This is a genomic window from Pseudomonas sp. FSL R10-0056, assembly GCF_009600105.1.
GTDB lineage: Bacteria > Pseudomonadota > Gammaproteobacteria > Pseudomonadales > Pseudomonadaceae > Aquipseudomonas > Aquipseudomonas bubulae.
This window is the reverse complement of the sequence record NZ_WIWL01000133.1, coordinates 57,003-77,336: the sequence shown is the minus strand read 5'-3', so window position 1 is coordinate 77,336 and position 20,334 is coordinate 57,003. Positions and strand designations below refer to the sequence as shown.

Annotated in this window: 16 protein-coding genes and 2 pseudogenes; 8 read left to right on the top strand and 10 right to left on the bottom strand. The window is 59.3% G+C overall.

What is annotated here, in order from left to right:
- Positions 1 to 713 (top strand): FAD/NAD(P)-binding oxidoreductase (locus tag GHO42_RS07440; RefSeq protein WP_153384141.1); only part of this gene is annotated, 713 nt, incomplete at its 5' end.
- A gap of 103 nt (positions 714 to 816) precedes the next feature.
- Here GHO42_RS07440 and GHO42_RS07435 read toward each other — a convergent pair.
- A complete protein-coding gene (locus GHO42_RS07435; RefSeq protein ID WP_153326148.1) occupies positions 817 to 1,698 on the bottom strand; it encodes a LysR family transcriptional regulator in 882 nt (293 codons plus the stop codon).
- Positions 1,699 to 1,831: 133 nt separating this feature from the next.
- Here GHO42_RS07435 and GHO42_RS07430 point away from each other — a divergent pair, with 133 nt between their 5' ends.
- Both GHO42_RS07430 and GHO42_RS07425 read left to right on the top strand, forming a co-directional pair.
- Entirely contained in the window at positions 1,832 to 2,530 is a 699-nt protein-coding gene (locus GHO42_RS07430; protein WP_095018047.1) for a CoA transferase subunit A, read from the top strand.
- 51 nt (positions 2,531 to 2,581) lie between these two features.
- A complete protein-coding gene (locus GHO42_RS07425) occupies positions 2,582 to 3,238 on the top strand; it encodes a CoA transferase subunit B (RefSeq protein WP_095000431.1) in 657 nt (218 codons plus the stop codon).
- A 178-nt stretch (positions 3,239 to 3,416) separates the two neighbouring features.
- Here GHO42_RS07425 and GHO42_RS26040 read toward each other — a convergent pair whose 3' ends face one another.
- Complete coding sequence (locus GHO42_RS26040; RefSeq protein ID WP_256670587.1) at positions 3,417 to 3,659, bottom strand: hypothetical protein; 243 nt, start codon at positions 3,657 to 3,659, stop codon at positions 3,417 to 3,419.
- 157 nt (positions 3,660 to 3,816) lie between these two features.
- Between GHO42_RS26040 and GHO42_RS07415 the strand changes: the two genes are divergently transcribed.
- Together GHO42_RS07415 and GHO42_RS07410 are read left to right on the top strand one after the other, a co-directional pair.
- The gene (locus GHO42_RS07415) at positions 3,817 to 4,110 is read left to right on the top strand and encodes a type II toxin-antitoxin system RelE/ParE family toxin (protein ID WP_153326246.1); all 294 of its coding nucleotides are present in this window, start codon (positions 3,817 to 3,819) and stop codon (positions 4,108 to 4,110) included.
- Between the two features lies 1 nt (position 4,111).
- Complete coding sequence (locus GHO42_RS07410) at positions 4,112 to 4,408, top strand: addiction module antidote protein (protein ID WP_095000433.1); 297 nt, start codon at positions 4,112 to 4,114, stop codon at positions 4,406 to 4,408.
- Between the two features lies 1 nt (position 4,409).
- Here the strand turns inward: GHO42_RS07410 and GHO42_RS07405 are convergent, their stop codons facing one another.
- Positions 4,410 to 5,084, bottom strand: coding sequence for an MgtC/SapB family protein (locus GHO42_RS07405; RefSeq protein WP_095000434.1), 675 nt, complete (start codon positions 5,082 to 5,084; stop codon positions 4,410 to 4,412).
- 81 nt (positions 5,085 to 5,165) lie between these two features.
- Positions 5,166 to 6,179: a GlxA family transcriptional regulator gene (locus tag GHO42_RS07400; protein ID WP_170943701.1), complete on the bottom strand. Its 1,014-nt coding sequence runs from the start codon at positions 6,177 to 6,179 to the stop codon at positions 5,166 to 5,168.
- A 226-nt stretch (positions 6,180 to 6,405) separates the two neighbouring features.
- Here GHO42_RS07400 and GHO42_RS07395 point away from each other — a divergent pair, with 226 nt between their 5' ends.
- Positions 6,406 to 11,538 (top strand): DUF5801 repeats-in-toxin domain-containing protein, encoded by a 5,133-nt coding sequence (locus GHO42_RS07395; protein ID WP_178114911.1) that lies wholly within the window; start codon positions 6,406 to 6,408, stop codon positions 11,536 to 11,538.
- A gap of 61 nt (positions 11,539 to 11,599) precedes the next feature.
- On the opposite strand, the gene GHO42_RS07390 is transcribed toward GHO42_RS07395, so the two are convergent.
- From GHO42_RS07390 to GHO42_RS07375, 4 genes and pseudogenes are all read right to left on the bottom strand, one after another.
- On the bottom strand, positions 11,600 to 12,283 hold the full coding sequence (locus tag GHO42_RS07390) for a response regulator transcription factor (RefSeq protein ID WP_095000436.1): 684 nt from the start codon (positions 12,281 to 12,283) through the stop codon (positions 11,600 to 11,602).
- Positions 12,284 to 12,646: 363 nt separating this feature from the next.
- A pseudogene (locus GHO42_RS07385) lies at positions 12,647 to 14,028 on the bottom strand (TolC family outer membrane protein).
- A gap of 2 nt (positions 14,029 to 14,030) precedes the next feature.
- Positions 14,031 to 15,358 (bottom strand): annotated as a pseudogene (locus GHO42_RS07380) (HlyD family type I secretion periplasmic adaptor subunit).
- Positions 15,327 to 17,105: a type I secretion system permease/ATPase gene (locus tag GHO42_RS07375; protein ID WP_153326141.1), complete on the bottom strand. Its 1,779-nt coding sequence runs from the start codon at positions 17,103 to 17,105 to the stop codon at positions 15,327 to 15,329. The pseudogene GHO42_RS07380 and the gene GHO42_RS07375 overlap by 32 nt, the downstream one beginning before the upstream one ends.
- Positions 17,106 to 17,350: 245 nt before the next feature.
- On the opposite strand from GHO42_RS07375, the gene GHO42_RS07370 reads away from it, so the two are divergent.
- Together GHO42_RS07370 and GHO42_RS07365 are read left to right on the top strand one after the other, a co-directional pair.
- The gene (locus GHO42_RS07370) at positions 17,351 to 17,752 is read left to right on the top strand and encodes an MbcA/ParS/Xre antitoxin family protein (protein ID WP_153326139.1); all 402 of its coding nucleotides are present in this window, start codon (positions 17,351 to 17,353) and stop codon (positions 17,750 to 17,752) included.
- Entirely contained in the window at positions 17,752 to 18,429 is a 678-nt protein-coding gene (locus tag GHO42_RS07365; protein ID WP_153326137.1) for an RES family NAD+ phosphorylase, read from the top strand. The genes GHO42_RS07370 and GHO42_RS07365 overlap by 1 nt, the downstream gene beginning before the upstream one ends.
- Positions 18,430 to 18,583: 154 nt before the next feature.
- Here the strand turns inward: GHO42_RS07365 and GHO42_RS07360 are convergent, their stop codons facing one another.
- On the bottom strand, positions 18,584 to 18,808 hold the full coding sequence (locus tag GHO42_RS07360; protein WP_095000442.1) for a hypothetical protein: 225 nt from the start codon (positions 18,806 to 18,808) through the stop codon (positions 18,584 to 18,586).
- An 80-nt stretch (positions 18,809 to 18,888) separates the two neighbouring features.
- Positions 18,889 to 20,262 carry a PLP-dependent aminotransferase family protein gene (locus tag GHO42_RS07355; protein WP_095000443.1) on the bottom strand — a complete coding sequence of 458 codons (1,374 nt, stop codon included), beginning with the start codon at positions 20,260 to 20,262 and terminating at the stop codon, positions 18,889 to 18,891.
- Positions 20,263 to 20,334: the final 72 nt, after the last annotated feature.

Genomic DNA, 20,334 nt, shown 5'->3' with positions numbered 1-20,334 from the left:
ATATCCGCCTCAACACCCTGGCCAGCCCTGCCCTGCTGCGCGACCTGGGTGCCGACCAGGTGCTGGTGGCCGTAGGTGCCGAACGTGCGGCACCGGCCATCCCCGGCGCCGATCAGGACCATGTCTGGAGTGGCGACGAGCTGCGCCGTTTGATGACGGGTGACCGTGCTGAAGAAATAGCCAAACGCAAACTGTCCTTCACCCAGCGTGCACTGATGAAGGCCGGCAGCCTGACTGGCGTTACTGACAGCCGTGAAGCCATGGAAAAACTGTCGCGGGTGTGGATGCCGCTGGGCAAGCGCGTGACCATTATCGGTGGCGGCCTGGTAGGCCTGGAGCTGGCGGAATTTTTGATTGCCCGCGGACGTCAGGTCACCGTACTGGAAAGCGGTACTCACCTGGGCCGGGAGCTGGCCATTGTGCGGCGCTGGCGGGTGCTGCATGAAATTCGTGTGCATGGCGGCGAGTTGATCACCGGGGCCAGCGTTACGGCGATCGACGGCCACAGCGTGCGCTATCAACTGGCCGATGGCACTTCGGCGCAGAGTGACGCCGACTCCGTGGTACTTGCCATCGGCGCCCAGCCCGATACCGGACTGCTCGACGAACTGACCCGAGCGGGGTTGAGCGCCAGCAGCATCGGCGACTGCCACAGTATCGGCTATATCGAAGGCGCAATCAGCGCCGGGCACAAAGCCGGACGCGAGGCCTAGCGGTTCATCTGGGGGAGCGGGCTTGCGCGCGATGCAGGCGGCGCGGTATAGCGGTTGAACCGCGTCGATGCCATCGCGAGCAAGCCTGCTCCCACAACCGCGATTACCAGGTTCTTTCCAACAAGCTGTCGAACATCGCCTGGGCCGCCGACGAAAGCTCATGGCCTGGCTTGGTCAAAACGCCAATGGCCCGCTCCACCACCGGCTCATGCAAGGTGATGCAGCAGGCTCCCAGCTCACGCATCTGTTCGGCACACAGGGCCGGCACCACGCTCACGCCCAGCCCGCTGGCGACCATGCGGCCCACCGTGGCCAACTGATGGCTTTCAAATTCAACCGGCAATTTCATCTGCCGCGCCTGCAAGTGTTCTTCCAGCAGCACCCTCACCGCAGACGGTCGTTGCAGAGTGATAAAGGGCTGTTCCAGCAGGGTCTTCCAGTCGATCAAGTCAAGCCCGGCCAGTGCCGAGTCACGGGGCACCACGGCGACAAAACGGTCCAGATACAGCGGGGTGAACGTCAGCGACGAAGCCCCCGCCGGCTCGAAAGCCACACCCAGCTCCACCTCCCGGTCACGCACCATCTCCAGTACCTGTTCGTTAATCACATCGTTGACCGTGACGTTGACCTTGGGATGCCGCGCGCGAAAATTTTTCACAATGGCCGGCAGCAAGTTGCCCGAAAACGACGGGATGGCGGCCAGGGTGACGCGCCCGCGCTGCAGGGTGAAGCGCTGGCGCATTTGGTCTTCGACATTGTCCCAGTCAGCAATCAAACGCCGGGCCAGCGGCAACAGCGACTCGCCCTCCGGGGTCAGGGCGACATTGCGCGTGGTGCGACTGAACAATCGCCCGCCCAGGCCCTGTTCCAGCGCCTTGATGGTCAGGCTCAGGGCCGACTGCGACAAATGCAGACGTTCGCAGGCCACGGCAAAACTCAGGCTTTGGGCCACCGCAAGAAAGGCACGGATTTGTTTTACGGTCATGGCCAGGCCTCAGGCTTATTGATTTGTTTTATCTATTAATCCGACGCAAAAATCAACTTATCAAATCAATGATACGCAGTAACACTCATCACCAATGGCTGAGCACAGCCGGCGAACAATAAAAGAGGTGCATATGGCAGGTTTCGACAAGCGTGTGGCGTCCTATGAAGAAGCCCTGGCCGGGCTCAAGGATGGCATGACCGTGATCTCTGGCGGCTTTGGCCTGTGCGGCATCCCGGAGAACCTGATCAACGAGATCAAGCGCCAGGGCATCCGTGACCTGACCGTGGTATCCAACAACTGCGGAGTCGACGGTTTCGGCCTTGGCGTACTGCTGCAAGACCGTCAGATCCGCAAGGTCATTGCCTCGTACGTCGGTGAAAACGCCCTGTTCGAAAAACAGTTGCTCAGCGGCGAAATTGAAGTGGAACTGACCCCGCAAGGTACGCTCGCGGAAAAAATGCGCGCCGGCGGTGCCGGTATCCCGGCGTTTTTCACCGCTACCGGGGTCGGCACCCCGGTCGCCGACGGCAAGGAAACCCGTGAATTCAAAGGGCGCGCCTATTTGATGGAAGAGTCCATCACCGGCGATTTTGCCATTGTCAAAGGCTGGAAAGCCGATCACTTCGGCAACGTAATCTACCGTCACACCGCGCAGAATTTCAACCCGCTGGCCGCTACGGCGGGCAGGATCACCGTGGTCGAAGTCGAAGAAATCGTCGAACCCGGCGAGCTGGACCCGACGCAGATCCACACCCCAGGCATCTACGTCGACCGGATCATTTGCGGCACGTTTGAAAAACGCATCGAACAGCTCACTGAGCGCGACTGATCCTCTGCCCACCCTGCCCCAAGCTTTTGAACCTGAGCACGGAGAACAAAAATGGCTCTTACCCGCGAACAAATGGCACAGCGCGTCGCCCGTGAAATGCAGGACGGCTTCTACGTCAACCTGGGTATCGGTATTCCGACCCTGGTTGCCAACTACATCCCCGAAGGCATGGAAGTCATGCTGCAATCGGAAAACGGCCTGCTCGGCATGGGTGCCTTCCCCCGCGTCGGTGAAGCCGACGCCGACATGATCAACGCCGGCAAGCAGACTGTGACTGCGCGCACCGGGGCGTCTATTTTTTCCTCGGCAGAATCCTTCGCAATGATCCGGGGTGGCCATATTGATCTGACCGTACTCGGCGCATTTGAAGTCGATGTACAGGGCAATATCGCCTCCTGGATGATCCCCGGTAAACTGGTCAAGGGCATGGGCGGAGCGATGGACCTGGTGGCCGGTGCCGAGAACATCATCGTCACCATGACCCATGCGTCCAAGGACGGCGAGTCCAAACTGCTGGCGCGTTGCAGCCTGCCACTGACCGGCGCCGGATGCATCAAGCGCGTGCTGACCGACCTGGCCTATCTGGAAATCGACAACGGCGCCTTCATTCTCAAAGAACGTGCCCCGGGTGTCAGTGTTGAAGAAATCGTCAGCAAAACCGCCGGCAAACTGATCGTCCCCGAGCATGTGCCCGAGATGCAGTTTTAACCGAAATTCCTGTAGTTACTCTGTTACCGGTCAAGGGCTCTTTGTAACAGCTGACTCGCAGCCTTCGTTCCTCGGCAGCGACTACAGAAACACTGCAACTGTGGGAGCGAGCCTGCTCGCGAAGGTCGTTCGCGAGCAGGCTCGCTCCCACAATAGGGCTTGACCTGCAACAGAGTATCTACAGGTGCAAGCGTGATCCGAGTGTGAACTCTGAAGCCGCAGCGGCTGCAGGACTCAAGACTTCACACCTCGTTTTTTTTACCCGGGTTTGCCCGGGCTCAATCACCCGACCATCCGCAGCCACCGGTTGCATCAAGGCCAGCGGCTGATCGGTGGCGGTGTCCACCAACTGCGTGGGCTGTGACGGTGCGTCAAACACCAGCCATCGCCCTGCCCGCGTAGTCGCCTGCATCAAGGGCATGGTTTGTCATGGCCGCTCACATATTTGTCCTGCTGCGATGAAGGCCGGTGGCTAGTCTTTTTCGAGACCACCACCCACGCCGCAACCACTCATCGGAGCAAATCATGCTGGCATATAACAAGGCTTGCAAATCGTCTCCAAATGGAGACAATCATTAATGAACCACGAGATACGGCAAACCATAATTTTTGCTGATTGGCTGCTGAATTTAAGAGACATGCGTGCACGGATCGCCATCGCCCGAAGAATTGACCGGGTATCAACCGGCAACTTGGGTGACTTCAAATCCGTGGGCAATGCCGTATCTGAGCTGCGCATTGATATCGGCGCAGGCTATCGGGTGTATTTCACCTTGCGCGAGGTCTCGATCGTGATTTTGCTGGCCGGGGGTGACAAGTCCACACAGCCTGGCGATATCCGCCAGGCGCATAAAATGGCAAAGGAGATTTAACATGACCACTACGCTACTGCCCTTCGACATGGCACAGCTGCTGAACAGCGATGAGGCCATCAGTGAATACCTGACTCAAGTGCTTGCCGACGGTGACACTGACGAACTGATCCGCGCCGTTGGCTACGTTGCAAAAGCTCGTGGCATGGGGCAAATAGCCAATGCCACCGGGCTTGGTCGTGCCAGTTTGTACAAGGCTTTCGCTGCGGGTGCCAAGCCCCGCTTTGAAACCGTGATCAAAGTGATGCACTCCCTGGGTATTGATTTGCAGGCTACAACCCAGGGCAACAGGCCTTGAATTAATGCGGCGCCTGCTCTTCCCTGACATCCGGAATGGTCAAAATCCGCTTCAACAGCTCTGCCGTCTCAACCCGGCTGGTTCTTTTGAACTCCACCGTGATGCTCTCGGTCCCCATGTCCGGCCCCTGCTCAACCACCACCTGCTTGAGTCGCGCAGCATCCTCACCGAGAAACTCCTCAAGGCTCTGGCGATTCACCACCCCAAGAGGGGCCACCAGCTTGATCACATGGACCTTTATATAATCGCGATAACGGTGCTCGATCGGCCCGATGGCAATCAAAATGGCCAGAATCAGCACGGTCGCAGCCACACCCAGCACATACATCCCGCCGCCAATGGACATGCCGATGGCCGCCACTGCCCACAGGCTCGCCGCCGTGTTCAAGCCCTTGATTACTTCACCGCGCATCATGATCGACCCGGCCCCGAGAAAGCCGATGCCGGTGACAATTTGCGCAGCAATCCGCGAAGGATCCAGTTGCGTGCCCGGCTGGGTCAGCGCCTGTTGGAAACCAAATGCCGACACGGTCATAAACAAGCATGCCCCGGTCGCCACCAACATGTGCGTCCGCAAACCTGCTGTCCAGAATTGATGCTCGCGCTGCAAGCCAATCAAGCTGCCGAGCACCGCTGCCAGCAGCAAACGGCCAATCATTTCCCATTCTGAAATCATCCCAACCCCTCTAACCAGAGCATCTGCCTGCGCAGTAAGTGCCCACAGCATAGTCAAGGATCGGCACTGTGCCGGGCTGAGTTATTTGACCAGGCGCACTTCCTTGGATGGTCGATAGCCGAAATAGGCGCTGTAGCACTTGCTGAAATGACTGGGCGAGACAAACCCGCATGCCACCAGGACATCGACTTGAGACAGCTCGGTGTGCTGCAGCAACCGCCGCGCTTCAGTGATGCGCAGTTCCAGGTAATAGCGCTGCGGCGTGGTACCCAGTTGCTCCTTGAACAGGCGCTCGAGCTGACGTCTGGACCGGCCGACATAAACCGCAAGCTGTTCAAGCTCCAGAGGGTCCTCGAGATTGGCGTCCATCAGCTTGACCACTTCGCGCAAGGGCGCACTGACGCAGATATTTTCCGCCGGTTTGATCCGTCGGTAGCGTGACTCCTCGAACGCCAGAATATCCTCGATGCCTTCCACCAGTGCCTTGTCATGCAGGCTTTTGATCCAGCCCAGAGCCATCTGGAAGGCTCCGGCAGGACTGGAGGCGGTCATCCGGTCACGATCGATAACATAGGGTTCGCTGGTGACCTGCGCTGCCTTGGCCACTTCGGTCAGTGCCGGGCGATGCTCGGGGTGGATCGCGCAACGATAACCGTCCAGCACGCCGGCACTGGCGAGAAACCAGGCGCCGTTCCATAACCCGCCCAGCGTGATACCCGCACGCGCAGCCGCCCTGAGCAGGCTGCTCAATTCATCGTTGAGCTTCAACTCGGTCCGGTACCCCCCACAGATCACCAGCAGGTCCAGTTCATGGATCATCGCCGGATCAATACAGGCATCGGGACGGATCACCAAACCCAGATCGCTGACCACCTCACCGTCGCTCAAGCCATAGGTGCGCGAAGAAAACAAACCGGCACGCAGCAGGTTGGCGGTAATGATGGTGTCCAGCGCCTGGGTGAAGGCCGGCAGCGAGAAATGCTCCAGCAACACAAAACCGGTACGCACCATGGGCCCTGGCTCTATGGCACTGTCTTTGAGGTAGCGAAGGTTCTTGCCCTTCATGCCGGTGCTGAATTGACGTCGTTCGGTCAAGATTCGATCCGTTTCTTGTGTATTTATAAGGCGCAATGCTAACCGTAGGCAGGTGAAAAAGCTCCTGCCTCAGCTCTCCTGTTTCCCCACCCTGATAGGCCGATACTCCCAGACCGCCTGGGAGTATCGGCCGATGCGCAACCTGGCGCACAAACCCATAGTTGAGATCTGTCGCAATAAATCCCCAGCGGTCAGCTCTGTGACCGGAATCAGCCAGGAGAGCGTCATGGCTATCATCTTGAACAGCAGTATCACGGTCGATGAAACGAGCGGTTTGCAGAATGCCGCCACCTCCACCGATATCGAGGATATCAACGATAACGACATCACCGTCGCGGCCATCAATGGTACCGATGATACCGGCGACCTGCCCTTCGCATTCGAGTCCCGCCTGTTCACTCTGCTGGGCGCCACACCGGTCAAGAATGCGGCGCTGAGTGGCTATACCGGCGCCGCCGGCAACAGCGGTGCCGACCTGATCACCATCACCGGCACCTACGCGGACCTGGCCTTTACCGATGCCCAGGGCAAGGCGCTGGGCGACCCGACCAACGCCAACAGCGGCTCGGACTGGAGCGGCCTGTATACCCTCGATGGCACCAGAATCTTTCTTTATACGGACACGACCAACAATATCGTGCTGGGCCGTGCCGGCACTGAAGGGGCGACACCCGCACCCGAGGACGACCTGGCAGATCCGGGCGGCACCCTTATTTTCGCCGCCTATCTTGAACAGACAGCAACCGGGGCCAAGGTCTGGATGGTGCAGCAAGAACCGCTGCTGCACCCGGACACCGCCAACCCCGATGATGTGGTCGACATGACCAACCACCTCTGGGTAACCGCCAGCCAGGATCTGGCTTTTGATTTCGCCGGTTTGCCCTCCGGGCAGAACGGCTTTCTGATGTTCAAGGCAGGTGGCAGTACCACCGGCCTGATCGTTACCGGCATGGACCCGGATCAGGTACCTGCCAATCAGGCCGACACCGTCAATACCAGCCAGGGTGCCGGCCCTACCACCATCGGCACCAACAGCCAGGGGATCAAGGCTGGCGAAGGCATGATCTTCAGTTTTGTGAGCAACCCGGACGCGCGTTACACCGTGCCAGACCTGACCCATGGTGAGGCGACCAACGAAAGCAACATCCTGTTTGGCGGGCTCTTCGCGGCAAGCGGCGCAACCATTGTCATCGCCCAGGCCACCCCCCCGAAAACCTGTGCGGCCACTATCAGCGCCTTTACCACCGGCCTGGAGGTCGGATCGGCTTACTATGACGGCCTGCTTGACGGTAATGGCCATGCGGTAAACGGGGCAGACAATCTTGGCTATATAGCCAGTATCACGGTGATCGGTGCCAATGGTGTTGCCATCGCCGGTCTGACCGGGGTCACGACCAACACCACGCTCGGCAGCATCAGTGTGACCTTCAACACCAGCAATGGCGGCCTTGACCGCACCGCAACGATTGTCGGCTTCGAAGCCAACTTCTCCCTGCAATACACCGTTGATGGCACCCACAATCGCGTGGTAATTGAAAACAGCGGCACCGGCAACTCCACGTTTGATATCGGCGGTTTCCATCTGCCCAATGTGGTGGCCGTGCCTCAGGAAGTCGGCAGCCTGTTTAACTTTGAAGACGACGGCCCTGCCGCCGCGGGGCTGCCGGTAACGGCACTGGTGGATGAAGACAGCCTGGCCGGTGGTATCGACGGCGGTGTCGGCGACGCGGGCTTGCTGGTTCCGGCATCGGCCTCCGGCACTGTGGCCACGGTGTTCACATCCGGAGCCGATGCGCCGGCAAGCTACTCCTTGTCCAACGACACTTCCGGCGTGCAAGTAGTTGACAGCGCCGCGACTGCGGTGGCGCTGGCCTCCAAGGGCGAGGCGGTGAAATATGACGTGATCGGCAACACCCTGTGGGGCTATGTCGGTGCCGCTGCTGAATACGTCGCCGCCACTGACCGCGCGGTGTTCAAGCTGGAGCTGACCAATACCTCTGACGGCAGCTATACCTTCACCCTTCTCGATCAACTCGACCACCCGGATACCGTGGGTGGCGACAACAGCGAAAACGAACTGCTGCTGCAGTTGGGTTCGGTGTTCAAGGTCACTGACAAGGATGGTGACTCGGTCACCGCTACGGCGCAAAAACTGGTAATCACCGTGGATGACGACATCCCGATCGCCACACTGAACCAGCTAACAGGGACGGTGGACGAAGACGGTGTGCTCGAAGGTGCGGCTAACGCTGGCCCAGGTGATGGTATCGCAGGCGGCACAGGTGATGTGGCCGGGGAAATCGTGCTTGCCAGCGGCAATGTCAGTACCCTGTTTGCCTCCGGTGCGGACGAGCCACTGAGCTATTCGCTGACCACCAATGGCCTGTCAGCCCTGGGGCTGAAAAGCGCCGGGGTTACCGTGACCTATGCGGTCGCCTTTGATGCCATCAGCAGCACCTGGCTGCTCACTGCATCAGCCGGAGCAGGCAATACGGTGTTCACTTTGAGTCTGCACACAAGCACTGGCGCCTATGCCTTTACCCTGGTGGATCAACTCGATCATGCCGCCGGCCTGAACGAGAACGATCTGACCATCGCCCTTGGCACCGCCATCAACGCTACCGACTTTGATGGCGACACGGTAACGGCAGCCGCCAACGGCCTGGTGATCACGGTGAACGATGATACCCCTGTCGCCACGGTCAATCAGCTCACCGGTACGGTGGACGAGGACGGTGTGGTGGAAGGCACGGCTAACGCCGGCCCCGGCGATGGCATCGCCGGTGGTAGCGGGGATGTGGCCGGGGAAATCGTATTGGCCAGCGGCAATGTCAGCACCCTGTTCCAGTCGGGTGCAGACGAAGCCCTGAGCTATTCGCTGACCACCACCGGTATGGCAGCACTAGGCCTGATGAGCGGCGGCGTGGCCGTCACTTACGCGGTCGGCTTTGACGCAGGCAGCAACACCTGGCTGCTGACGGCCTCGGCCGGAGCTGGCAATACGGTGTTCACCTTCAGCCTGCATGCAACCACGGGTGCTTATGCCTTCACTCTGGTGGATCAACTCGACCATGCCGCCGGCCTGAACGAGAATGATCTGACCATCGCCCTCGGCACCACCCTCAACGCCACCGACTTTGACGGCGACAGCGTGACGGCAGCGGCCAACGGCCTGGTAATCACCGTGAACGACGACACCCCGGTCGCATCGATCAATCTGCTCACCGGCACGGTGGACGAAGACGGTGTACTTGAAGGCGCGGCCGACTCTGGCCCCGGTGATGGTATCCCGGGCGGTACGGGGGACGTGGCCGGGGAAATCGTATTGGCCAGCGGCAATGTCAGCGCCCTGTTCCAGTCCGGCGCAGACGAGCCGCTGAGTTATTCCCTGACCACCAACGGCCTGACGGCACTGGGCCTGAAAAGCGGCGGGGTCAACGTGACCTATGCCACTGCCTATGACGCGGGCAGCAACACCTGGTTGCTGACCGCTTCTGCCGGGGCCGGCAATTCGGTGTTCACCTTCAGCGTGCAAGCGGCGACAGGGGCCTATGCCTTTATGCTGCTCGATCAACTCGACCATGCCGCCGGCCTGAACGAGAACGACCTGAACATCGCTCTGGGCACAGCGATCAACGCCACGGACTATGACGGCGACAGCATCACGGCCGCCGCCAACGGCCTGCTGATTACCGTGGATGACGACTCGCCCGTGGTCACCGCCAAGTCCAATGTGGTTTATGCCAACTCCAGCAACCCGACTCCTGGCGGCACTGGCGTATTCGCCTACGACATCGGCGCGGATGAGCGCCTGGGGACGGTCTACAGCTCTGCAAACAGCGACCTGTCCGTGAGCATGGGAGACAGCACGGTGGGCACCACCGCCATCAGCAACAAAGTGGTGACATGGGCCTCGGAGTCAGACACCAGTGCGGTGTTCAACCTCTCTTTCACCTATGTTTCCAACAACCCGACGCTGGGCGCGCTGACCAACGCAACCGGCACCATGACCTTTGACAAGGTGGCAGACACCTACACGCTGAGCCTGACGGACGATATCGACAGCTTCAGCATCCTGAAAACCTCCGCAGCACAAGGCTTCACCGGCTACAACATTGGCGGCACAACGCCAATCAACCAGCAACCGCCGGTGTCAGTGGCCAAGCTGGCCGACGACTTCTTTGTGCAGTTCAGCGGTTTCGCCGAACAGGGTTCAGGCACCGGTGCCAATAACATCATGGCCGGTGGCAACAGCGCCTTCGTGCCCGGTGAGCTGTTCTCTGCCGCAACCTCCTGGGTCAGTGTTTCCGGGACCGCCGCCGGCGTGGCCGGTGACACCATCCAGCAAGGCGAGGTAATGGACCTGGACTTCTTCACCGCCAGCCCGTTCGGTGATACAGCCGCAGCGCCCACAGCCACCAGCAAAGGGATCTACGTCAAGTTCGACGGCATCGGCAGCGAGGACCTGGTACTGGTGCTCAAACTGATCGATCCTGACGACAACAGCCAGATCACCCGGGCGATCATTGTCGACAGCGAAGACATCATCATAAAAAACGCCTCGACTTCACCCAATAACTTCCATCCGATTGCCAACCCCGCAGCCTACGGGATCACCCTGGATCAGAACGACGGTGCGGTGATTATCGAGAGCAACGACTACAACTTCGGCAGCGAGAACTACCTGATCCAGGGCCTGCAGGTGCTGGATTCCACCGAGGGTGTCAGCGGTAGCGGCTACAACCTCAATGGCAATGTGGGCGTCAGCGGGGCCAGTACTGGCAACACCTTGACCTTCAGCAACGAGTCCGGCGAGGGCAGTAAAAGCAACCCTGTAGAAGCCGGTGAAGCGGGAACCTGGGATGGCGATGTGATCAAGATCACTGACCTGGGTTTTGTCACCTCGACCACCCCGGATGCCCATCTGGCCTTCAACGTCGTGGTGACGGATGCGGATGCCGATTCAACCGCAGCCCAGACCCTGAATGTGACCATCGAAGGGGACAAAACCTTCACCGGTGGTGTGGGGGCCGACACCTTCAACTTCAGCGGCCTGGATACCGATAGCTCACTGACTGCGGCAACGACAGTGATCTCCTCCGGCTTCACTTCCGGGGTGGACACGCTGAACTTCCCGACCGCAGGCACAGGGGCGAACTATATGGAAGTGGCGGCCCCCGCGGCCAACGTGGCAGCCTTTATCACCGCCGCCGATACGGCGCTCAATGGCACCACCAACTACTACTTTGGCGTCGTTGGAGGCGACGGCTATCTGGCATACGACGGTGATGGCACGGGGATCACCGGCATTATCAAGTTGGTGGGTGTGACGGATATCGCCCCGACTGACATTGTGTAAATGTCGCAACAGGTAAAAAGGCCTGGCTCCCACAAGGAGCCAGGCCTTTTTTGTCGGGCCTTTATTTGCTGTCAAACAACCCGTGCTTGATTGCGTACATCAGCAAGTCCGTACGGTTGATCAGGTCAAGCTTCTGGTAAATGTTGCTCAGATGGTTATGCACGGTGTGCTCGCTGATGCCCAGGCTTCCGGCGATGCTCATGTACTTGGCCGAGGGCTCACCCACGATGGCGCGAATCAGCTCTCTTTCGCGCAAGGTCAGACGCGATTGTTTCTCCAGTTCCAGATTGTGTTTCAAGGCCGTATGCCCGCTCGCAGCATAGTCGCACAGGCCGCCGGTCCAGGCCCTGTTGAGCCCGGTGTCTCGATGGTGGACCTTGATGATGGCAAGGATGATCGACTCGGTCGGGTCTTCCGCCAGTACGATGCCACGAGCACCCGCTTCCATTGCCTGGGTTGCGGGTATGACCTCGTACAGCCCTTTGAGCACCAGCACTTTAATCCCGGTACTGCGGGTGAGTTGGGTGATGACCGCCAGCGGGTTCAGCGCGTCCGGAAAGAAGCTAAAAAATATGACATGGGGTCGTAACTGATCGGCAAGGTCAAGCGCATGGGTATAGGTGGTGGCCTGGCCACTCACTTCCATTTGAGGCTTCCTGGCATTGATCAAGTCGTGAAGACCTCTGAGAACAAGCGGGCGACAGTCGATTAGCATCACACGTATGGGTTTTCTGAGGGGGGGCATTACCTTCCTGACTCCCTTGAACCATTAATCACCTCTACCCGCTGCCCGTTCGAGTAGAAGCAAAAACAATCAGGAGTACTTATCAATAGCTTGCGCCTGTTGATGTTCTTCCTCGGGCTGTCTGGTAAGTCTAGGACAGACCTGCGTGCTGCCCCGCCTGCCAGAACGGCAATCGGGCAATCCGTTTTTTAATCAGGCACCTCGTGTTTATTCCTGCATGCGGCCAGCAGACTACGCAAATCAAGGCCTTAGGCGTGCTGCAGGGGGGACGCGACATGTATGACAGGCATCATGCGTGTCAAAAAAACAGACAGATGGTGTAACACCAGGTTAACAGATAAGCACAAGGTCAATTAAATGGCGTTATCGCGGATCCGCAATGTCCGCCGCCGGACTGCCAGGATTCAGCCACAGATTCACGCTTGCGACACTTTCACCAGGTGGCTTGCCCGCCCAGCGATTGAGCGTAATGACATTGGTGACGAAGTCGTACTGGGTCTTGAGCAAATCCCGATGAGCCCGGTATTCGTTACGCACACTGGTCAGCACATCGACGGCATTCACCATCCCGTAACCGAACGCTTTTTCTGCGGCGGCTCTGGACAGCTGTGCTGAAGCCAGGGCATGGCGACTGGCGCTGATCTTCTCTGCGCTGGTATCGGCCGTCAGGTAGGCGCTGGTGATTTCCTTGACCACCCGCCGCTGTACCGACTCCAGCTGTTGCTCGGCCGCGATCTGATCCTGATACAGTCCGCGCACCCGTGCCGAGGTCGAGCCGCCGCTGTATATCGGTACCTGCAGGCCGATCCCGGCCACATAACTGTCGGTGCGCGGCACCAGGGCATTGTTATAGCCTTCGTTGGACTGCTGCGCGCTGAGGGTCAGGCTCAGAGTCGGATAGTGCCCGCCCTTGCCGCTACGCAAGGCCGCGCCAGCCACCTCTACCCCGCTTTCATTGGCCTTGAGTGCCGGGTTTTGCGCAATCCCTTCGCGCACCCAGCTTTCCAGGCTCTGCGTCGAAACCCGTAACTGCACATCGTCGCGCACGCGACTGAGCTTCTCCTTGACCGGCCGTCCGACGATCTCGGCCAGCGCTGCGCGACTGACGCTGACCTGGTTACGGGCATCCAGGACCTGCGCCGCCAGGCCGTCGACACGGGCCTTGAGGTCCAGCTGATCGGTAATCAGGGCCAGCTGTTTGGCGTACAGCGCGTTGACCCGGTCCAGGCTTTTTTGCGTGGTACGCAGCTCGGCCTGAATCAGTTCGAGTTCATCTTCGGCGGCCAATACCGTGAAGTACCGCCGGGCCAGCTCTACCGTGGCCTCGGACTGAGCCTCCAGAGCTTCGGAATCGGACTGTTTGGCCATGCTTTTGAACTTCTGGTAATTCTCCCAGGTGGACTTGTTGTACAGATACTGACGCAATCCAGACTGTAGACTTCACTGTCGAAACTCTGCTGCACCAGCTCGTTTTCCTGGTGAATCCGGTTGACCCCGGCGTTGAGCGATACCTGCGGCAACAGGGTGCCCATGGCTTCACGCTGGTACTCCTGCCCTGCTTGCGCCCGCGCACGGGAGGCCAATATTCGCGGGTCCTGCAAACGGGCCTCGCGATACAACTGCATCAGGTCAGTGGTGAATGTCGATGCGCTGACCCCTTGCGCCGCTGGCACTGCGCCTTGCGCAAGGGCAACCCCCGCGGCAAGCCCGAACAAACCACCCAGCACGCGTGCAGTCACTTGCATGATCACTCCTCAATCATCGATTGTGAGAGGGCATTGCGCGCCGGTTGCATCAGGTAGTGCAGCAGAGTGCGCTGCCCGGTGATGATCAACACGTCCGCCGGCATGCCCGGCAGCAACTTGCGTTCCCCCAGGGTGTGCTCACCGGCTTTGGTCACCTTGACCCGGGCGAGGTAATAACCGGCCCCGGTTTTTTCATTGATCAGCCGGTCTGCCGAAACACTGTTGACCTCGCCTTCGATCACCGGTGTGGTGGCGCTGTTGAACGCGCCAAAACGAATATCGGCACGCCTGCCGATGGCAACACGATCAATGTCCACCGGCGCCACCTGGGCCTCAATAACCAGCCCCGACACTGACGGTACGATGTCCAGCAACGGGGTCGCCGGGCGCACCACGCCGCCAATCGTATGCACGGTCATGTCGATCACCATGCCCGCTTCAGGGGCACGAATCACGATATGGCCCAGGCGGTCTTCCAGGGCGCTGGCGCGCTCCTGCAGGTCGTAAATTTTGCTCTGGACCTCTGCCAGTTGCTTGACCACTTCGGCATTGAAGTCCTTGTCGATCTGCAGGATCTGCAGCCGGGTTTCATTGATCTGCAAGCGGCTGGTGGTGATTGCGGAACGGTGCTCGACCACTTCCGACCTGAGCAGTTGGCGCTTGCGTTCCTGCTCGAGCAGACGCTGTTTGTCGACAAAGCCCTGGGCCAGCAGGTCAGTCAATTCGACAATTTCACCACTGTAGGACCTGTCCAGATGCCCCTTGGCGCCGATAATCGCCTGGGTGCCATTGATCTGTTCATTCAACTGGTCAATGAGCTCTTGCAGCACGGCAATCTGCCCCAGGCGCGAGCCTCGCTGGGCGTTGAATACCCGGATTTCGCCCTGGCGCGCTTCGCCGCCCCGCTGGATGTCGGCTGTGGCCAGCGGAGCAAAAGCAATCTCGGGCAGATTGTCGCGCTCTGCCACAAGCCGGGCTTCCATGGCTTTGGCGGCAATCAGTTGCCCACGGGTCATCTGGTATTCGAAGCGCAGCGGCGTATCGTCGAGAATGATCAGCGGGTCATCCTGTTTGACGGTATCACCGTCATGTACCAGCACCTCTTTGACGATGCCGCCTTCAAGGTGCTGTACCGTTTTGCGATACGCCTGCACGGTCACCACACCCGGTGCATAGGCCGCGCCATCAAGCGGCGCGAACGCAGCCCAGGTGCCGAACACGCCGAAAGTCAGCACCACAATGACAAAACCCAGGCGTCGGATTTTTCGATCGCTCAAGTGGTCAGTTCGGCAAAGTTGTCAGTTGATGGAATTGGGATCATGGGGTTCATCGGAACCGTCCTTGCCGTTAGCCACCGCAGCCATGGCGGTTTCAGCCTGCATGGTCTGTTTTGGCGCCTGCTGTGCGTTGAGCTCCGTCAGCACGAGCTCACGCGGCCCGAACAGACTGAGGCCGCCGTTGCTCATCACCATGAGCCGGTCAAGCTGGGACACAATATTGGTGCGATGGGTAATCACAAACAGGGTGGCACCTGACAGCCTGATCCTGTGAAGGGCAGCTATCAGGGCTCGGTCACCGACTTCGTCGAGATTGGAATTGGGCTCATCGAGGATGATCAGCCGCGGGCTGCCGTATAGGGCGCGAGCCAGCCCTATGCGCTGGCGCTGCCCGCCGGAAAGTACCACGCCGTCACCACCAATCACGGTGTCGTAGCCATCGGGCAACAACAGGATCATGTCGTGAACACCGGCCGTGGTGGCCGCAAGAATGACTTTCTCGGAATCGACCCGGGTAAAACGGGCAATGTTGTCGCTGACGCTGCCTTCGAACAGCTCGATGTCCTGGGGCAAGTAGCCGATATGGGGCCCCAGTTCATGTTTATCCCAGGCGCTGATATCCGCGCCATCCAGGCGCACCACACCTTGCAGCGGTGCCCAGATGCCCAGCAGCGCCCTGGCGAGGGTAGACTTGCCCGCCGCACTGGGGCCGATAATGCCGACCACGCAACCGGCCGGCACACTGAAACTGATGTTCTTGATGATGGCAATATTCGAGCCGGGAGCCGCAACGGTCAGGTTCTCAACCTGCACGTCGCCCTTGGGCGCCGGTAATGACATGCGCTCGGGCTGAGCCTGTTGGCTGGCCAGGATCGCGTTAAGCCTGGCGTACTGCGAGCGCGCCGCAATAAAGCCTTTCCAGCTGCCGATAATCAGATCAATGGGTGCCAGTGCCCGGCCCAGCAGCACCGACCCGGCAAACACCAGCCTTGCCCCCACCTGATGATCAACGGCCAGATAGGCCCCCAGTCCGAGAATCAGCGATTGCACCAGAATCCGGAACGACCTGGACAGGGTGCTGATCATGGCCCCTTTATCGCTGGCCCGGGATTGCAGCAACAGCACATTTTTTTGCCGGGTCCACCAACGGTCCATCAAGGTTTCAAGCATGCCCATGGATTCGATGACTTCGGCATTGCGCAGGTTTTTCGTGGTGTAGAGCGAAGCGCCAATATGCTCCTTGTTGGCCTGGGCCAGCGTCGGCCCGGTCAATCTTTCATTAACAAACGCAAGCAACAGCAACAACAGCGCACTGCCCGTCGCCACCCAGCCAAACCAGGGGTGAAACATAAACATCACGGCGATATAGATGGGTAGCCAGGGGGCATCAAAAAAGGCAAACAAGCCGTTACCGGAGAGAAACTGACGCAAGCCGGTCAAGTCATTCAGCGGTTGGGCCGAGGCGTCCATCCCGCCGCTTTCCAGGGCCCGCTTGAAACTGGCCTTGTAGACCTGGCGGCTGAGCAGCATGTCCAGGCGGTTGCTGACCCGGACCATGATCCGTGATCGGGTCCACTCAAGGCAGCCGAGGGTGATCACCAGACCGGTCATGATCAGCGTCAACATGCTGAGGGTGGTCAGGCTACCGCTGGTGATCACGCGCCCATAGACCTGCAACATATAGAACGTGGGAACCAGCATTAACGCATTGATAAAGAAGCTGAAAAAACCAACGGAGAGAAAGCTTTCCCGGCAGGCTTTCAACGCAGTGTGCAGGCTGTTTTCAGATGGGCTACGCATTGAAAATTCCAGCTTTGAAAGCCTTCATTAGTAAAGCGTAGATCATGCCCGGGCGGTGTGCTTAGCGTGGAGCGGCACGAAAACTTCACTGACAGACAAAGACTGACAGACCAACGCACAGGCAATCCCCCACGGGGCAAAAACTCACTGCCGGGCCACTGGGGCAAACATTCAGTTACGAACGGTCGTCTTGAATTTATTCATATCCGGAGTAGGCTGGATTTATACCTGTATCGGAGGCAGTCATGCATCTAGTCGCCCAAAATCCTGAGCCCGACATCACCAGCGGCGATGCAGGTCGTGTTGCCCTGACCTTTTTCTTCAGCCTGATGGAGCACTGGGGTTGCACCAAGGATCAACAGTGCACCCTGCTCGGCGCCATAGGTAATACCACCTACTTCAAATACAAAAAACTGCCGAGCGTGCGCTTGCCCCACGACACTCTGGAACGCATTTCGTACTTGATGGGCGTACACAAAGCTCTGCGCATCCTGTTCAGCAACAAGCCTGAGCGGGCCTACGAATGGGTACACAAACCCAACTCAGCAGCGCCCTTTAATGGCCAGAGCGCCCTGGGCTACATGCTCGCCGGTCAGGTGGTCGATCTGGCAGACGTGCGTCGTTATCTGGATGGAGTACGCGGCTGATGCCAGATGCAGTGCTGCCTGAATGGACCAAGGCTTACCGCATCATCAATAGCGCCTTCCCGCCCATCTCGGTATTTGAAGACACCCTGGATCCAGCAGATCTTGAAATCGCCTTCGCCCTCGAAAGCCTGACCAATGACCGCCTGCGTGACCAGGCAGGCGTGCTGCAACGGGTAACGCCAGAAGACCGTCTGTGCGGCGAAGGCTCGACACCGATAATGGCCGCCTTTACCCATATTGGCCGGGCCAGTCGTTTTACCGATGGCACTTATGGTGTGTACTACTGTGCCAATAGCCTCGAGGCCGCCATTGCTGAGACCTGCTTTCATCAGGAACAATTCTGGCGGGCCACCCGGGAAGCCAGTATTGAAATCACCCTGCGCACCTATATCAATCGCGTGGTAAAGCCGATGATCGATATACGTGGCGTTGCCCGACTGCACGATCCTTCACCTGCCCGATATGGCCTGCCCCAGGCCTTCGCCCGGCCATTGCGGGCAGATGGCGCCTGGGGCCTGCTGTACAACAGCGTGCGCCTGACCGGCCACGAATGCGTGGCTACGTTTCGCCCTCCGGCACTTTCACTACCGGTTCAAGGCCAGCATTTGAGATATGTATGGGATGACAAGGCGCAGGCGATTACCTGGGTCCTGCAGCTCAGCGAAGTGCCAAGATAAGGCCAGGGATTCCGGCGAACGGGTCACCTGATCGATTTCTTCAGCCCAGCCTTTGAAGTCCCTGGACTTCAGGCTGTGAACCGCAGGGAAAACCGTGCTTTGCACAAGCCCATGCTCGGCGTGACCAGCGCATGGCAGGTTTTGCCAGCAACCTTCAGAGGGTGTATTGCTTGAACAGTTCCTCTTTGATGATCAACAGCGCATCTTCGTAGTAGCGCTCGCCGCGAGCCTCACTGAGCAATACCGAGCGCACACTGCCCTCGCCTTCGGCGGGCGTGTGTTCGCAGGTCAGGTAGAACTCGGCGGTTTCAGGTTTGAATTCCAGGTAGTAGAACAATTCGCGACCTTCGCGGTGCCAGTAGCCGATTTCTCTGCGCATAGGGGTTCCTTGGTTAGCCAGATGAAAAGCCCCTCACCCTAACGCGCTGCGGCAGGGAGAGGGGACTTGATTGGGAGACGCTAAAGTTTGTTTGCTGGTTGCGGCCTGTTCCCTCTCCCTCCTGCAGAGGGCTGCAAACCCGCAATCCTTTCCAGCGCCACTTTCAAAGCCTGGACACTGGCAGCCGCCGTCAGGCTGATGCGCACCGCATGGCCAGCGCTGGACTTCACCGCAAATACATCCGCCGGCACCACCTCAACGCCAACGGCGCGACAGGCCTCGGCGCCGTCTTCCACAGTCACCCAGATATGCGGTGATGGCGTCTCTGTCTGATACATCGCAGCCCCCAAAAACTTTTTTGCCAGACGCCAGCGCCGGCTCACTTCCAGGGTTTGCCACTCCAGCCGCGCTTGTGCTGTGCCATCACTGATCCATTGGCAGGCGATGGCCTGGCACAGCGGCGATACCCCCCAGTGCGCCGACTGCGCATAGGGATCAATACGCGCCAGCAGCTGTGGGTTAGCCACAATCCAGCCCAGGCGCACTCCCGCCGCAACGGTCTTGGACAAACTGGTGACCAGCACTGCGAGCTCGGGCAAAAAGCGGTACAACGGCGGGCTATCGGTCAGCGCACCATAGACATCGTCTTCAATCACCTGCACACCATGGCGTCGGGCAATATCGGCAATCGCCAGCCTGCGCTCAACGCTCATCACCGCCGAAGTCGGGTTTTGCAGGGTCGGGGTCAGTATGGCAACCCGCGCACCCGTGGCGCGGATCATCCGGTCAAAGTCCTGCGCCAGGATCCCTTCCCGATCCATCGCGACGCCATGCATGGGCAAACGCAACTGTGCGCAGGCAGCCTTGATTCCCGGCGCAGTAAAGGCTTCAACCAGTACCGCATCGCCTGCCTGGCATAACGACAGCAGCACCGTAAACAGCCCTTGCTGGGCGCCGGTGCAGAGCATGATGTTGTCCACGCTCAAGTCCAGCCCGCGGCCCTTGAGCCAGGCCGCGCCCTGTGCCCGTGCCTGCAACAGATCCGCAGCGCTCAAATAACCCTGCAAGCGGATCGCCTGGTTACTGTCGAGCAACCAGGACAAGGCCAACCCATCCTCTTCGCCAAGATGGTCAATGGCGGGCAGGTTGGTTCGCAGGTCGATACGGGGTGTCTGCTCATCGGCGTGTTGCAGCCTGAACAGCGTCGCCTCCTGGCTGCTGGCCAGCACATAGGTACCACGCCCTACCTCACCCGAAACCAGATGCCGCCTGGCCGCCTCGCGATAAGCCTGCATCGTGGTACTGGGGTTCCAGCCCAGCGCCCAGGCCAGACGCCGCTGGGGTGGCAAACGTGCACCGGGTTGCAGTTCGCCGCAGGCGATGGCCCGGGTGATTGCATCGACCAGCGCAAGATAGCGCGGCTGGTCTGTGTCATTGAGGGTTGGCATCCACATTTATTGTTGGCCATGCAATATAAGGGTCGGCCCATACAATGCGTCGTGCCTAGAATCGAGTCAAATCCCTCG